The organism is Streptomyces sp. NPDC096079, assembly GCF_040303145.1.
Taxonomy (GTDB): domain Bacteria; phylum Actinomycetota; class Actinomycetes; order Streptomycetales; family Streptomycetaceae; genus Streptomyces.
In genome coordinates this window covers 71,319-87,065 of record NZ_JBEOST010000018.1, presented here as the reverse complement: position 1 = coordinate 87,065, position 15,747 = coordinate 71,319, and the positions used below count along the sequence as shown (strand labels likewise).

Annotated in this window: 11 protein-coding genes; 4 read left to right on the top strand and 7 right to left on the bottom strand. The window is 73.2% G+C overall.

Annotated elements, in window-relative coordinates:
* Nucleotides 1-3: 3 nt before the first annotated feature.
* From ccrA to ABTY59_RS28975, 3 genes are all read right to left on the bottom strand, one after another.
* Nucleotides 4-1,341, bottom strand: coding sequence for a crotonyl-CoA carboxylase/reductase (gene ccrA, locus ABTY59_RS28985; protein WP_352021999.1), 1,338 nt, complete (start codon nt 1,339-1,341; stop codon nt 4-6).
* 414 nt (nt 1,342-1,755) lie between these two features.
* Nucleotides 1,756-2,604: a TetR family transcriptional regulator gene (locus ABTY59_RS28980; RefSeq protein WP_352021998.1), complete on the bottom strand. Its 849-nt coding sequence runs from the start codon at nt 2,602-2,604 to the stop codon at nt 1,756-1,758.
* A 115-nt stretch (nt 2,605-2,719) separates the two neighbouring features.
* Complete coding sequence (locus ABTY59_RS28975) at nt 2,720-4,501, bottom strand: 3-hydroxyacyl-CoA dehydrogenase family protein (protein ID WP_352021997.1); 1,782 nt, start codon at nt 4,499-4,501, stop codon at nt 2,720-2,722.
* Nucleotides 4,502-4,800: 299 nt separating this feature from the next.
* Between ABTY59_RS28975 and ABTY59_RS28970 the strand changes: the two genes are divergently transcribed.
* On the top strand, nt 4,801-5,403 hold the full coding sequence (locus tag ABTY59_RS28970; protein ID WP_352021996.1) for a HEAT repeat domain-containing protein: 603 nt from the start codon (nt 4,801-4,803) through the stop codon (nt 5,401-5,403).
* Between the two features lie 354 nt (nt 5,404-5,757).
* Here ABTY59_RS28970 and ABTY59_RS28965 read toward each other — a convergent pair whose 3' ends face one another.
* From ABTY59_RS28965 to ABTY59_RS28955, 3 genes are all read right to left on the bottom strand, one after another.
* Nucleotides 5,758-6,210, bottom strand: a complete 453-nt coding sequence (locus tag ABTY59_RS28965) for a RidA family protein (protein WP_352021995.1) — start codon at nt 6,208-6,210, stop codon at nt 5,758-5,760.
* A gap of 77 nt (nt 6,211-6,287) precedes the next feature.
* A complete protein-coding gene (locus ABTY59_RS28960) occupies nt 6,288-7,916 on the bottom strand; it encodes an alpha/beta hydrolase (protein ID WP_352021994.1) in 1,629 nt (542 codons plus the stop codon).
* A 125-nt stretch (nt 7,917-8,041) separates the two neighbouring features.
* On the bottom strand, nt 8,042-9,073 hold the full coding sequence (locus ABTY59_RS28955) for an Rv2578c family radical SAM protein (RefSeq protein WP_352021993.1): 1,032 nt from the start codon (nt 9,071-9,073) through the stop codon (nt 8,042-8,044).
* Nucleotides 9,074-9,219: 146 nt separating this feature from the next.
* Between ABTY59_RS28955 and ABTY59_RS28950 the strand changes: the two genes are divergently transcribed.
* Complete coding sequence (locus ABTY59_RS28950; RefSeq protein WP_352021992.1) at nt 9,220-9,663, top strand: SRPBCC family protein; 444 nt, start codon at nt 9,220-9,222, stop codon at nt 9,661-9,663.
* Nucleotides 9,664-9,863: 200 nt separating this feature from the next.
* On the top strand, nt 9,864-12,398 hold the full coding sequence (locus ABTY59_RS28945) for an MFS transporter (RefSeq protein WP_502995440.1): 2,535 nt from the start codon (nt 9,864-9,866) through the stop codon (nt 12,396-12,398).
* A gap of 10 nt (nt 12,399-12,408) precedes the next feature.
* Here ABTY59_RS28945 and ABTY59_RS28940 read toward each other — a convergent pair whose 3' ends face one another.
* Nucleotides 12,409-13,608: a hypothetical protein gene (locus tag ABTY59_RS28940; protein ID WP_352021990.1), complete on the bottom strand. Its 1,200-nt coding sequence runs from the start codon at nt 13,606-13,608 to the stop codon at nt 12,409-12,411.
* Nucleotides 13,609-13,773: 165 nt separating this feature from the next.
* On the opposite strand from ABTY59_RS28940, the gene ABTY59_RS28935 reads away from it, so the two are divergent.
* Entirely contained in the window at nt 13,774-15,657 is a 1,884-nt protein-coding gene (locus ABTY59_RS28935; RefSeq protein WP_352021989.1) for a hypothetical protein, read from the top strand.
* Nucleotides 15,658-15,747 lie beyond the last annotated feature (90 nt).

Here is a 15,747-nt window from a genome sequence, read left to right as displayed (position 1 = left end):
ACCTCAGATGTTCCGGAAGCGGTTGATGGCGTCGATGTGCTGGGCGCGGAGCTCGGGGTTGCTGACGCCGAGGCCCTCCTGCGGCGCGAGCGCGAGGACGCCGACCTTGCCCTGGTGCAGGTTGCGGTGGACGTCGTAGGCGGCCTGGCCGGTCTCCTCCAGGGAGTAGACCTTCGACAGGGTGGGGTGGATCTTGCCCTTGGCGATCAGGCGGTTGGCCTCCCACGCCTCGCGGTAGTTGGCGAAGTGCGAGCCGATGATCCGCTTCAGCGACATCCACAGGTAGCGGTTGTCGTACTGGTGCATGTAGCCCGAGGTCGAGGCACAGGTGGTGATGGTGCCGCCCTTGCGGGTGACGTACACGGAGGCGCCGAAGGTCTCGCGGCCCGGGTGCTCGAAGACGATGTCGATATCCTCGCCGCCGGTCAGCTCACGGATCTTGGAGCCGAAGCGCTTCCACTCGCGCGGGTCCTGGGTGTTCTCGTCCTTCCAGAACTTGTAGCCCTCGGCGTTGCGGTCGATGACCGCCTCGGCGCCCATGGAGCGGCAGATGTCGGCCTTCTCGGGGGAGGAGACGACACAGATCGGGTTGGCGCCGCCGGCCAGGGCGAACTGGGTGGCGTACGAGCCGAGGCCGCCGCTCGCGCCCCAGATGAGGACGTTGTCGCCCTGCTTCATGCCGGCGCCGTTGTTGGAGACCAGCTGGCGGTAGGCGGTGGAGTTGACGAGGCCGGGAGCCGCCGCCTCCTCCCAGCTGAGGTGGCCGGGCTTCGGCATCAGCTGGTTGGACTTGACGAGGGCGACCTCGGCGAGGCCGCCGAAGTTGGTCTCGAAGCCCCAGATGCGCTGCTCGGGGTCGAGCATCGTGTCGTTGTGGCCGTCCGAGGACTCCAGCTCGACGCTCAGGCAGTGCGCGACGACCTCGTCGCCCGGCTTCCATGAGTTGACGCCCGGACCGGTGCGCAGGACGACGCCCGCGAGGTCGGAGCCGATGACGTGGTACGGCAGGTCGTGGCGCTTGGTGAGCTCGGAGAGCCGGCCGTAGCGCTCGAGGAAGCCGAAGGTCGAGACGGGCTCGAAGATCGAGGTCCAGACCGAGTTGTAGTTGACGGAGCTCGCCATGACGGCCACGAGCGCCTCGCCCGGGCCGAGTTCGGGGAGCGCGACGTCGTCGAGGTGGAGCGACTTGCGCGGGTCCTTGTCGCGGCTGGCGACGCCGGCGAACATCTCCGCCTCGTCCTTGTGGACGGTGACGGCGCGGTACGACTCGGGGAGCTTGATGTTCGCGAAGTCGGCGGACGTGGAGTCCGGGGACTGGATCGCGTCCAGGATTTCCTTCACGGGTTGCCTCCGGCGGTGAGCGTCCTGAGGGAGGGACGCCTGGGGGTTACGGCGGAACGTGCTGCTGCTGTGGAGGTGTGCCGTCGGTTCGGCTCGGTGGTGCGGTGGCGGCGCTGTGTGGTGGAGCGCGAGGGTGCCTGTGACGCAGGCGTCCGGGCGCACCGGCCATGGGTCGGTGGGGACAGCCGGCGCGCGGGGTGTGTTCCCGTGTGCCGACCGCCCGGACAACATCAACGTATGGCACGGCGTGTCACCTGACAAGGCACTGCGTGCCAACAATTTCACTCAGATGCAATCTGCCCGTCACGGATGAGCGATGATCGATCGAAATGGCCCGTGAGCTGGGGGAACGCACAGAGGGCCGCCCCCGGAATCCGGGGGCGGCCCTCCTGCTGAAACGTGCCGGAGCGGTGCTCAGGCCTCCTTGAGCGCCTGCTGGATCGTGCGCATGACCTCGTCGAGCGGAGCGTCCGTACGGGCCACGGCGACCACCACGTCACCGGTGGTGGAGACCCGGGCGGCGGGCGCCGCCTCGCCCTGCGCGGCCGGCGCGGGGCTCTGCGCGGCCTGCGGCGCGGACGGGACCGGCCGGCCGCCTATGCCCGTGCCGAAGGTCTCCCGCACGATCGCGAACGCGTGGTCGAGCTGGGTCTCCACGTCGCCCTGGCCGCCCGCCCGCAGCCAGCGCCGCAGCACGTGGTTGTGCGCGGTGACGACCGCCGAGGCGGCCACCTCGGCGAGCAGCGGGTCGTCGTTGCCGTCGTGGTGGTCCCGCTCGTCGAAGTGCCCGAGGAGATAGCGGGTGAAGAGGCGCTCGTAGCGGGCCACCGAGGCGATCTCCCGCTCGCGGAGCGTCGGCACCTCACGGGTGAGCCGGTAGCGCTCCACGGAGACCGCGGGGGATCCCGCGTACATCTTCATGACTTCCTTGATGCCCCGGCACACCGTGTCGAGCGGGTGCTCGTGCGGCGGGGCCGCGTTCAGCACCGCCTCCGCCCGCACGAGGGTGTCGTCGTGGTCCGGGAAGATCGCCTCTTCCTTGGACCGGAAGTGCCGGAAGAACGTCCGTCGCGCGACCCCGGCCGTGGCCGCGATCTCGTCGACGGTCGTCGCCTCGTACCCCTTGGTCGCGAACAGCTCCATCGCCGCCGCGGCGAGCTCCCGCCGCATCTTGAGCCGCTGCGCGGCGGCACGAGTGCCCGCCGCGCTCTCCGGAGCGTCGGACGGGGACGTGGCACGGGGTGTCTTCGCGGCCTTGGGCATGGTCCGAACGTACTGCATCGGAGTGGGAGTGTGCCCAGGTGGGGCCGGGGAGGCCCCCGGGACACCGGCGGTGCCCGGGGGACTCAGCAGACCGCCCCAGCCGGCGGTGCGGGGCTCAGCGTCGGGCATATTCGCGGAAGCCGCGACCCGTCTTGCGGCCCAGGCAGCCCGCCGCCACCAGGTGCTCCAGGAGCGGGGCCGGGGCGAGGCCCGGGTCGCGGAACTCGCGGTGCAGCACCTGCTCGATCGCGAGCGAGACGTCCAGGCCGACCACGTCGAGCAGCTCGAACGGCCCCATCGGGTAGCCGCCGCCCAGCTTCATGGCGGCGTCGATGTCGTCCAGGGTGGCGTAGTGCTCCTGGACCATCTTGATCGCGTTGTTCAGGTACGGGAAGAGCAGCGCGTTCACGATGAATCCGGCGCGGTCGCCGCAGTCCACCGGGTGCTTCCTGATCTTCGCGGTGACCTCGCGGACCGTGGCGTGGACGTCGTCGCCGGTCAGGACCGTACGGACGATCTCGACCAGCTTCATCGCCGGAGCCGGGTTGAAGAAGTGCATCCCGATGACGTCCTGCGGGCGCGTGGTGGCCCGGGCGCAGGCGATGACCGGCAGCGAGGAGGTCGTGGTGGCGAGCACCGCGCCCGGCTTGCAGATCTTGTCGAGCCGCGCGAACAGCTCCTGCTTGACCGCGAGGTCCTCGGCGACGGCCTCGACGGCCAGGTCGACCTCGGCGAAGGCGTCGAGCGAACCGGCCGGGGTGATCAGCTCCAGCGTCGTGTCGCGGGCCTCCGCCGTCATCCGGCCCTTGTCGACCGAGCGGGCCAGGGACTTGGCGATCCGGGCCTTGGCCGTGTCCGCCTTCTCCTGGGAGCGGGCGGCGAGCACGACCGCGTACCCGGCCTTGGCGAAGACCTCGGCGATGCCGGACGCCATGGTGCCCGAGCCGGCGACGCCGACCGAGCGGACCTCGCGGCCGGTGCCGGTCCCGGCCGAGGTCAGCGGGGTCAGGGCGTCCCGCACGACCTCGCCGGAGCCCGGTGCCTCGTACGTGTAGAAGCCGCGGCCCGCCTTGCGGCCGGTCAGACCGGCCTCGCTGAGCTGCTTGAGGATCGGCGCGGGCGCGTGCAGCCGGTCGTGCGAGGCCGCGTACATGGCCTCCAGGACCGTCCGGGCCGTGTCGACGCCGATCAGGTCGAGCAGCGCCAGCGGGCCCATCGGCAGACCGCAGCCCAGCTTCATCGCCGCGTCGATGTCCTCGCGGGACGCGTACTTGGCCTCGTACATGGCGGCGGCCTGGTTCAGGTAGCCGAAGAGCAGGCCGTCCGCGATGAAGCCGGCGCGGTCGCCGACCGCCACGGGCTCCTTGCCCAGGTCCTGCGCGAGGCGGGTGACCGCGTCCACGGCCCGCGGGTCGGTCAGGACCGAGGAGACCACCTCGACCAGCTTCATGGCCTGGACCGGCGCGAAGAAGTGCAGACCGAGGACCCGCTCGGGGTGGGCCGAGTCGGCGGCGAGCCGGGTGACGGACAGGGCGTTGGTGCCGGTGGCCAGGATCGCGTCGGGCCGGACGATGCCGTCCAGGGCCCGGAGGACCTCCTGCTTCGCCTCGTACGACTCGGGCACGACCTCGATCACCAGGTCGGCCTCGGCGGCCGCCTGGAGGTCGGAGAAGGTACGGAAGCGGGCCAGGACGTCCTGCCGCTCCTCCTCGGTGATCCGCTCGCGGGCCACCGCGCGGGCGGTGGAGGCCTCCAGGGCGGCGACGGCCTGGGCCGCGGCGGTGTCGCTGATGTCGATGCCGATGACCTCGCGGCCGGCCCGGGCGAGGACGTCGGCGATACCCGCGCCCATGGTGCCGAGACCGACGACGGCGATGGTGGAGAGAGGGGTGTCCATCAGGGGACTCCAGAGGAAGAGTGACGACTGAGGGCAGTGCGCGCGTGAAAGGGCGCGGGAAAGAGCGAGGGCGATGCCCGGAAAGCAGGGCGGAGCCCTGGAAAAGGGGGCGACGGACTCTGTCCCGGAGTCACGTCGAAACTGCCGAACCGACGAGCGAACACAACGGCTGCGTCACCAGGCCGTCGTGAGAAGTGCGGGTGGTGCCCGCTCACCTGAGACTAACCGGCCGGTAACGAGCGCGCCAGTCCCGGGAAGTTGGGAAAGTGTGATCTGGATCGCGGATAGGGTTCCGATTCATGGAAATCTCCGAGGACCCGGAATTCTGCTCGATGATCGATCGATTGCGGGACGAGATCGAGAATGCCGACGGAGAAGTCCCGGCGGCATTCGGCGAACTCGCCGCGACGGACGATCCCGAGGAACTGCACCGCCTCCTCACCGCCCCCGGACAGCCGCTCTGGGCCCGCGAGATCGCCGCCTATGTCCTCGGCGTCGCGGGCGACCCGCGCGCCTTCGAGGCCCTCGTCCTCCTCCTCAACCACCGCGACCCGGAGCGGTGCGTCACCGCGGCCCACGCCCTGGCCCGGCTCGGCGACCCGCGCACCGCGCGGGCCGCCGCCGCCCTCGCCACCAACGAACTCCGCGTCGCCTACGCCCTGCTGCCGGTGCGGCTGCTCGCCGAGCTCCGCGCACCGGAGTCCGCGCCGGCCCTGATCACCGTCCTGGAACGCCGCCTGGGGGCCGGCGACCCCCACTGGCGGGTCGGTCTGGCCTGCGTCGAGGGTCTGGGCACCCTCGGCGACCCCCGGGCCCGCACCGCCCTGGAGGCCGCGCTCCCGCACCCCCGGTTCGCCGCCGCCGCCCGGCGGTCACTGGCCCGCCTCGACGGGTCCGGCTGACCCGGGGCGCGCCCGCGCCCCGGCCGGGAGCAGCGTCACGAGCGCCGTGAGTACGGCCGGGAGCGCGGCCAGCGCGAAGCACAGCTCCATCGGCAGCCGCCCCACCAGAAGCCCCGCCCCGGCCGTCGCTGGCCCGCTCCGAAGGCGCGGCGCACGGAGGGAGCCCGCAGCACCGCCGCGTAGGTGGGCGCGGGGGAGTGGGCAGGGGAGATCACGGACATGACGGAGTTCCTCGGGGGAGGGCGCCGGGCCAGGGCCTGCGGCGCCGGGGCGTGCGGGATCGGCGGGACACCGCGCCGGGTGGGCACGGTCGTCGGATCGCCGACTCCTACGCACGGAAGAGGAACATGCGCGTCAACGTAGCAAACGGAGCTCCGCCACGCCCTCGCCGGGTGCCGCCCCCGCCCGCTCCGGCACCAGCGCGAAGGCCTCGATCTCCAGGAGGAGTTCCGGGCGGACGAGCGCCGAGACCTGCACCGCCGAGCTCGCCGGCAGCGGCGCGCCCGCGAAGTGCGCGTCCCGGGCGTCCCGCACCGCCGGCAGGTGGGCCACGTCCGTGACGAAGTACGTCAGCTTCACCACGTCCGCGAAACCCGCGCCGGCCGCCGCCAGGCAGCGCTCCAGGTTCGCGAAGACCTGATGGGCCTGGGCCGCCGCGTCCCCCTCCCCGACCACCGCCCCGGAGGCGTCGAGCGCGCACTGCCCGGATATCGCGACGAACCGGCCCGTGCCCCACACGACGTGGCTGTACTGCGGGCTGGGCGCGAGGCCGTCGGGGGCGGGCACGTGGGTGAGGTGGCTCGTCATGCCCCACATCCTCGCGCACGCCACTGACAGTGCCCGCCACCCCGTGCGGGGAGCGGGCACCGTCGGGGTCGGGGGCGTCAGCGGACGTGCCCCAGGAGGCCGTGGAGGGCGACGCCGGCCGGCTCCGCGCGCAGGGCACCGGCCCGCTTCCCGGAAGCGTCCGGCGTGCTCGGCGCCGCCGCGGTCACGGGCTCCGGCTCCGGCTCGGGGAGCGCGGCGCAGACCGCGTCCACCTCGGTCTCGCCCTCGCCGCGCGGGACCTTCCCGGTGGCGAGGTAGGAGGCCAGGTGCTCGTCGAGGCAGTCGTTGCCGCCGAGGGTCACTCCGTGGTTCCCGCCGCCCTCCTCCACCACGAGGCTGGAGCCGCGCATCAGCCGGTGCAGCGCGACCCCGCCCTCGTACGGGGTCGCCGCGTCGTCCGTGGCCTGGAGGATCAGGACCGGCGGCAGCTGGTCGTTGGTGACGTCCGGCGGGGTCAGGGACTCCACCGGCCAGAAGGCGCAGGGCGCGTTGTACCAGGCGTTGTTCCAGGTCGAGAACGGCGCCTTCGCGTGCACGTCCCAGCTGTCCTTGCGCCACACGTTCCAGTCGCGGGGCCAGCCCGCGTCCCGGCACTGCACGCTCGTGTAGACCGAGTAGCCGTTGTCGGCGGCCACGTCGGCCTCCCCGTACCGCTCGTACGCCTCCGTCAGCGGCTTCGGGTCCGCGTCGTTGACGTAGGCCGCGAAGGCGCTCGCGAGGCGGGGCCAGTAGCCGTTGTAGTACCCGCCCGGCAGATAGGTGTCCTCCAGTTCGGCGGGACCGACCTTGCCGCCGGCCGGCGCCGCGCGCAGCGCGTCGCGCATCCGGTACCAGGCGGCCTCGACCGCCGCGGGGTCGTCGCCCAGCTTGTACACGGCGTTCTGCCGGGCCACCCAGGCCATGAAGTCCTTGTGGCGGGTGTCGAAGGCGTAGTCCTGCGCGATGTTGTCCTCGTACCAGACGCCGTGCGGGTTCACGACCGAGTCGAGCGCCATCCGCCGCACCCGGTCCGGGTACAGGCGCGCGTACACGGAACCCAGGTACGTGCCGTACGAGTAGCCGAGGTAGTTGATCTGCTGCGCGCCGACCGCGTGGCGGATCGCGTCCAGGTCCCGGGCCGTGCTCACGGTGTCGATGTACGGCAGCACGTCCGCGTACTTCTTGCCGCAGGCCCGGGCGAAGGCCTGCGCCCGCTCGACGGCCGCGCGCTCGGCCGCGGCGCCGTTCGGCACCGAATCGGCCCGCACGGGCTTGAAGTGGCCGGGCTCGCAGTCGAGCGCGGGCTCGCTCTTGCCGACCCCGCGCGGGTCGAAGCCGATCACGTCGTACTCGGCGGCGACCTTCGCGGGCAGCGAGGCCGCCACGTACCCGGCCATGCCGCGCCCGCTGCCGCCGGGCCCGCCCGGGTTCACGAGCAGCGGTCCCTGGAAGGTCTTCGCGGTGTGCGGGACCCGGGTGAGGGCCAGGGTGATCTTCCGCCCGGCCGGATCGTCGTGGTTCAGCGGCACCTTCAGGGTGGCGCACTGGAGGCTGGGGTACGCCTTCGTGGCGCAGTCGGTCCAGGCGAGCTGGGGGAGCGGTCGGGGGGTCGGTTCACCGGTGTCCGCGGAGGCGGTGGGCAGGACGGTGACCGTCCCGGCGACCAGCGCTCCAGCGGCGATCAGCATTCCTGCGCGTGGGGTCATAGGGCGTTTGTGTCCCGAACCGGCGCGGAGAGGTCCTGTTTCGCCGAGAGTTGACCCGAACGGAGGCGGATCCGACGGCGTGTCAGGTGACCGGTCCGATCATCGGAGAGGTGTTCCGGGCCGTCTCACAGCAGCGTGAGCTGCTCGGGGGCGGCCGCGAGGGAGGGCTCCTCGGGCACGGGGATCCGGCGGTTCGCTCCCCGGTGGGCGGGTCCGATGCCGAACTCGGCCGCCAGCTCGTGCACCTGACGGGTGATCCGGCGCTGGTACCAGGTCGGCGCGTAGGCCCCGTCCGCGTACATCCGCTCGTACCGCGGCACCAGGTCCGGGTGGTGCGCGCGGAGCCAGGTCATGAACCACTCGCGGGCACCCGGCCGCAGGTGCAGGACGAGCGGGGTGACCGAGCTCGCGCCGGCCTCGGCGATCGCGCGGACCGTGGCGCGCAGCTGCTCGGGACGGTCGCCGAGGAAGGGCACCACCGGCGCCATCAGGACCCCGCAGTCGATGCCGTGCTCCCCGAGGGTGCGGACGACGTCGAGGCGGCGCTGCGGCGAGGGCGTGCCGGGCTCGATCGTCCGCCAGAGCTCCTGGTCGACGAAGCCGACCGAGACGGAGATGCCGACCTCGGTGACCCGGGCGGCCTGGGTGAGCAGCTCCAGATCGCGCAGGATGAGGGTGCCCTTGGTGAGGATCGAGAAGGGGTTGGCCCGGTCCCGCAGGGCCGTGAGGATGCCCGGCATCAGGCGGTGGCGGCCCTCGGCGCGCTGGTAGCAGTCGACGTTGGTGCCCATGGCGACGTGCGCGCCCTCCCAGCGGGCGGAGGCGAGCTGCCTCGCGAGCAGCTCCGGCGCGTTGATCTTGACGACGATCTGGGAGTCGAAGCCGAGACCGGTGTCGAGGTCGAGATAGCTGTGGGTCTTGCGGGCGAAGCAGTAGACGCACGCGTGCGTGCATCCCCGGTACGGGTTGACCGTCCACTCGAACGGCATCCGGGAGGCGCCGGGCACCCGGTTCAGGATCGACCGGGCCCTGATCTCGTGGAACGTGATGCCCCGGAACTCGGGGGTGTCGAAGGTGCGGGTGGTGACCGCGTCCGTGCCGAACAGGGCGATGTCGGCGGGGGCGGCGGCGGTGTCGCCCAGATTGTCCCAGCGCATGGACGCCTCCTCGGTGGCTCTGCCTCGACCGTTCGCTCAGAATAGAACATCTGTTCCCTTGATCGTCGCAACCCGGATTTCGCCCCCCGGAGCCCACGTGGTTCGCTTGGGCCACACCCCGAGGAATCACGAGCTGGAGGAAGTCCATGGCGCAGGTCGAGGCCACCACGGAACGGATCATCGCCGCCGACGCGGAGACGGTGTTCGACGCGCTGGCCGACTACAGCGGGACGCGCGCGAAGGTGCTGCCCGAGCACTTCAGCGAGTACGAGGTGCGCGAGGGCGGCGACGGCGAGGGCACCCTCGTCCACTGGAAGCTCCAGGCCACCAGCAAGCGCGTCCGCGACTGCCTCCTGGAGGTCACCGAGCCGACCGACGGGCAGCTCGTCGAGAAGGACCGCAACTCCTCCATGGTCACCACCTGGACCGTGACCCCCGCCGGCGAGGGCAAGTCCCGCGCCGTCGTGTCCACCGTCTGGAACGGCGCCGGCGGCATCGGGGGCTTCTTCGAGAAGACCTTCGCGCCCAAGGGCCTCGGCCGCATCTATGACGCCGTCCTCGCCAAGCTGGCCGACGAGGTCGAGAAGTAACGCCCGGAGCGTTCACCGATTCGAGTGGATCGCCCGCACCCCCCGTACCGGCGCCCCCGCGCACCGGGGGGCGCGGGCCTTCTCGTAAACGCGCTGATGAGCGACCCAAGTGCGCCGTAGCGCAGGGACGTTCGGCCCCCGGAGCGCCATCGTCCTCCCGTACCGCCCGACTTGCTCCCCCTTCGCGCGCAATGCGAAGAATGGCGCGGCGCAGACGCCGTGACGAGGGGAGCAGGCACGTGGGTGCGATCACGATCGCGAAAGCCGCCGAGGGCGGCACCGAGGGCGGCCTTGAGGACGGCCTTGAGGGCGCGGAGCACCTCGCCCCGGACGGACCGCCCTCCGACCCCGCGCCCCCGGCCGGGCCGGGACCCGCCGGCCTCGAACCCCGCCGCGTACGGCTCGTCTTCTGCGGGCTCATGCTCGCGCTGCTGCTCGCCGCCCTCGAGCAGATGATCGTCGCCACCGCCCTGCCGAAGATCGTCGGCGAACTCCAGGGCCTGGACCGGATGTCCTGGGCGATCACCGCCTACCTGCTGACCTCCACCATCGGCCTGCCGGTCTACGGAAAGCTCGGCGACCTCCTCGGCCGCAAGGGCGTCTTCCTCTTCGCCATCGTCGTCTTCGTCATCGGCTCCGGCCTCGCCGGCTGGTCCCGCACGATGGACCAGCTCATCGCCTTCCGCGCCGTCCAGGGCGTCGGCGCCGGCGGCCTCATGATCGGCGTCCAGGCGATCATCGCCGACATCGTCCCCGCCCGGGAACGCGGCCGCTACATGGGGCTCATCGGCGCCGCCTTCGGCCTCGCCTCCGTCGCCGGTCCCCTGCTCGGCGGCTTCTTCACCGACCACGTCTCCTGGCGCTGGTGCTTCTACTTCAACGTGCCCTTCGGGCTCGTCACCCTCGCCGTCGTCGCCACCGTCCTCAAGCTCCCCAAGCCCACGACACGCGCGCGCTTCGACGTCCTCGGCGCGCTGCTCCTCGCCGCCGCCTCCACCTGCCTGGTGCTCCTCACCAGCTGGGGCGGCACCGAGTACGCCTGGGACTCCCGCGTCATCCTCGCCCTGGCCTGCGGCGCGGTCGGATCGGCCGTCCTCTTCCTGGTCGTCGAGAAGGTCGCGCCCGAGCCGCTGATCCCGCTCCGGCTGTTCCGCGACTCCGTCTTCACCGTCACCGCCCTCGTCGGCGCCGTCGTCGGCATCGCGCTCTTCGGCGCGGCCAGCTACCTCCCCAGCTTCCTGCAGATGGTCGAGGGCGCCAGCGCCACCGAGTCCGGCCTCCTGATGCTGCCCCTCATGGGCGGCATCGTCATCGCCTCCGTCGTCTCCGGCCAGCTCATCAGCCGCACCGGCCACTACAAGATCTACCCGGTGATCGGCGGCGCCGTCTCCGTCCTCGGCATGTGGCTGCTCTCCCGCATGGACACCGACACCCCGCGCCTCCAGCACAGCCTCTGGCAGGCCGTCCTCGGCACCGGCATCGGCCTGGTCATGCCGGTGCTCGTGCTCGCCGTGCAGAACTCCGTCCGCCCCGCCGACCTCGGCACCGCCACCAGCGCCCACACCTACTTCCGCCAGATCGGCGGCAGCGTCGGCGCCGCGGTCTTCGGCACCCTGTTCGCCTCCCGGCTCGACGACGCCCTCGGCGACCGCCTCGCGGGGGTCCTCGCCCAGGGCGGCCCCGAGTCCTTGCCGCCCGCCGAATCGATCACGCCGGGGACCGTCCACACCCTGCCGCCCGCCCTGCGCGACGCGTACATCCAGGCGTACGCGGACGCGATGCCGCGGATCTTCCTCTACCTCGTGCCGGTCCTCGCACTCGGCCTCGTCCTCGCCTTCTTCCTCAAGGAGAAACCGCTGGTGTCCCACCACAGCCCCCTCACCGAGACCACCGAGGCCATCGACCTGGGCGCCGCGCAGGCCTTCCCGCACGCCCGCCACGCCGCTCCCGCCCCCGCCGCGGCCACCCCGCCCCACGCCGGGGTCCCGGTCTGCGGCACCGTGCAGCACCACGACGGCAGCCGCGTCCCCCGGGCCGCGCTCACCCTCATCGACGTCCAGGGCCGCCAGATCGGCCGCGGCGCGAGCGGCGAGGACGGCCGGTACGCCCTGAGCGTCCCCGGAAGCGGTGCGTACGTGCTGATCGCGGCGGCCGGCGGGCACCAGCCGCAGGCCGTCTCCGTCACCGTCGGCGACCGGCCCGTGGAGCTCGACGTCGTCCTCGGCGGCGCGGGACGGCTCGCGGGCAGCGTCGTCACCGCCGACGGCACGCCCGTACGGGACGCGGCCGTCACCCTCACCGACGTCCGCGGCGAGGTCGTCGCCTCCACCCGCAGCGGACGCGAGGGCGGCTACGTCATCGGGGAGCTCGTCGCGGGCGAGTACACGCTCGCCGCCAGCGCCCCCGCCTTCCGGCCCGCCGCGCTCCCCGTGAGCGTCCAGTCCTCCCGCGAGACCCGCCAGGACATCGAGCTGGCCGGCGGCGCGGTGCTGCGCGGCACCGTGCGCGCCGGGGGAGGACGGCCCGTGGAGGACGCCCGGGTCACCCTCCTCGACGCCGCGGGCAACGTCGTCGACACCCTCACCACCGGTCCCGAGGGCACCTTCCGCTTCATCGACCTGTCCTCCGGCGAGTACACGGTCATCGCCGCCGGGTACCCGCCCGTCGCCACCGTCCTCCAGGTGGCCGGCGGCGGCCGCACCGAGCGCGACCTCCAGCTCGGCCACCAGGACTGACCGGGCGGGCTCAGGAGGTGGTCGTCGCCTTGCGCAGCGCGCTGATGCAGGTGCCGATCGCCTCCTGGAGGGCTTCGAGGCGCTGCAGCATGTCCGCCTCGTAGATGTCCTCCTCCATCACCTCGTCCAGCGTCAGCTCCTCGAAGACCTTCGTCGCCTTCTGCAGGCTGTTGTAGAACTTCGTCCGCCGCTCCTGGACGCGCAGCGCCGGATCCTCCTCCACCGCCTTGGCGACCAGGCCCTTCACCGTGTCGTAGGCCTCGCCGGCCCACTCGCCCGCCTCCTCCGAGTCGTCCAGCTCGTCGAGGAGCGACAGATGCCGCTCGGCCTCGGCCCGCAGCTCGGCCGGCGCCTCCACGGTCTGCCCCGCGGGGGTCTTGATCTGGCCGTTCTCGACGATCTGCCGGACGTACCCGATGCGGTCGGCCGCCTTCGCCTCGCTCGCCACCGCCTTCTTCAGGTCGTCGGTGCGGGCGAAGGCACGGGCCATCTCGGTCTGGAGCGCCGGGTCCTCCTTCATCCGGTCGAGCAGCGCCCCGCGCGCCGCCTCCGCCGTCCCCGGGTCCGCGAGGATCGCCGCCCGCAGCGCCGTCGGGTTCTCCGCCACCTCCAGGGCCTTCGTCGGCCGGATGCCCTCGGCCTCGGCCGCCGCGCTGATCGCCTGGCCGCGCACGGAGGACGCGCTGTTGCGCGAGGTGTAGTACGAGAGCCAGACGTCCGCCTCCGGCAGCTCGATGTCCTCGCCCGGGACCAGGACCTCGAACTGCGGGACCAGACCGTCGTCGGCCGCCATGTCCCAGGCCTTGTAGTAGCGCATGACCCGCTCGGGCGAGCACCCCGCGATCTCCGCGAAGGCCTTCGCGGAGACCTTCGTGCGGGCCGTCCCCTCGGCGGGCTGCCCACCGGGCCGGACGCTCCGGGCCACCTTCAGCGCGAACGCCCAGCCGCCGGTGCGCGCGTAGACCCCGAAGTCCCGGGCGTCACGGACGACGACGGGATCGTGCGGCTGGTCGTGCTGGTCGTCCTGGTCCTCCTGGTCGTGCCGGTCCTCCTGGTCGGTCTCCTGGACCGCGGGCACCTCAGGCACCTCAGGGGCCGAGGGCTCCCAGAACTCGGGCTCCTCCGCCATGAACGGGCCGGCGGGCTCGGGAACGACGGCGGACTCGGTCTCGACGGGCGCGGATTCGGACGGGGTGAAGGCGATGGTCACCGAGAGCTCTCCGGAAGGTCGACAACGACAACTGCGGCGGACAGCCTATACGCACCCGTTGGCGATGTTTCGCCCGATTCGAGGGCCGCCAAACGGGTGGCGCGCGGAGCTGCCACAGGGGCAGCATGCCTCCATGACCTACGGAATCGAGCTCCACCCCGCGCGATGAGCGCCTCGTACGAGCGCTCGACGCTCGCCCCCTCCCTGGCCTCCCACGTCCGCGGCCTGCGCGGCGCGACCGTCCCGCACGGCGGCCACCCCCTCCCCGGCACCGCGCGCACCCCGCGCCCCCGAGGCCCCGGCCCCCGCCACCGCGAGGCATGCGCCCGCGTGACGGACGCCCTCGACGGTCTGCTCTCCACCGGGACCGCAGACCCGGAGCCCGCCCTCGTCGCCACCGGGATCCGCGACCGGACCGTCTTCCGCGCCGCCGCGACCTTCGACCGCCCCGACGCGCCCGCCGCCCGCGCCCTCGGGCGCCGGCTCGTACGGACCGGGGCCACCCTCGTCGGCGTCGCCTGCGGCCTCGGGCTCCTGAGCCGGTACGGGGAACCCGAGGACGTGCCGTACCTGCGCGAGCTCGGCCTCCTCGACGGACTGGCCTCCGCCGCCGTCGAAGCCCTCACGCCCCTGGACCCGCAGGCCGCCGCCACGGTCGCGCTGGCCCACCGCGCGCGGGGGACCGAGCTGCGCGCGCTCGTCGACGCGCTCGTCTCCGGCCGCACGGACGAGCTCCGGGACCTCGTCGTGGCGGTCCCGGCGCACCGGTCCCAGGACGTCGGCCCCGACCAGGCGCGCCTGATCGCGGAGGCCACCCGGCTCCCCGCGCTCCTCCGGGCCCACCCCGACGACGCCGAACTCCTCGCCAGGGCGGAGTTCCTGCTCGCCAGGACGACCAGCCGCCGTGACTACACCACCGCGGTCGCGCGGTACGCGGAGGCCAGGGAGCTGTACGAGGCGATCACCGCGCGCGTGGCGGCGGGCGGCCCGGCGACCGGGCTCGACCGGCGTGCCCGGCTGCTCACCCTCGCGCTGGACCTCCACAGCGGCGCCTCGCACCTCCTCGACTGGCCGTCCGGCCGACGCGAGGAGGTCCTCGGAGTCCTGCTGGACGCCGTCGGGCAGCCGGCGCGGCCGGAAGCGGAAGACGACGGCGATCCGTGGACGCGCCGGCGGGCCGACTGGCTCCACCGCACCGCACCCCGGCTCCGGGCCGCCACCACGCCGGTGCGGCCGCCCACGGCACCGAACCCCGCCCCCGTCGGACAGGGGCCCGCGCCCGTCGAGCCGGGTCCCGCGCCCCGGCCTCCCGCCCCCGTCGGACAGGGGCCCGCGCCCGTCGAGCCGGGCCCCGCGCCCATGGAGCCGGCCCGCGCGCCCCGGCTGCGCGTCGAGGTCGCCGTCGCGGACCCCGGCGACCCGGACGTCGTCGAGACCCGCTTCCTCGTCGACGGCCGGCCGCTCGTGCCCTGGGCGTTCGGCCGCGGGCCCGGCGACCCGCCCGAGCGGCTCCTCGACACCGGTGTCCTGCGCGCCCGGGACGAGCCCCGCGAGGTCCGGCTCGCCGAGGCGTACTGCACCGAGGGCTGCTGCGGCGCCCTCCACGTCACGGTGCGGCGGGAGGGTCCGCACGTGGTCTGGGACGGCTGGAGCCGGCCGGGAGCCCCGCGCGGACTGCCGGACCCGCCCGCCCTCCGCTTCGACGCCGCCGCGTACGACGCGGAGATCGGCCGCGCCGAGCGGGACCGCGGCTGGAGCTGGCCGGCCCGGGACACCGCCCGGCTCATCGCCCGGGGGCTGCGCGACCGGCCCGGCCTCCTCGCCCGCTGGGGGCTGCGCCCGGGCTGGGTGAGCACGGACTTCTCCGCTCCGGACACGACCGTGATCACCTACAACGACCCGCCCCGGACGTCCGACGGCGCCCCGTGGCCCCGGCAGTACCTGTGGCTCCTCCCCGACGACGGCACACCGCCCGAGCGGCGGGCCGCCGACGCGTTGCGCCGCTTCGAGACGGAGGATCCCCGGGGGTATCCGGAACCGTCCGGATGAGCCGTACCGCCGTCCGGTGGATGCCAGAGGTCCACTCCAACGGCGGTTATCCACAGGGGTGGTAGGGCGGCCGGGCGGCGCGTACGGTGC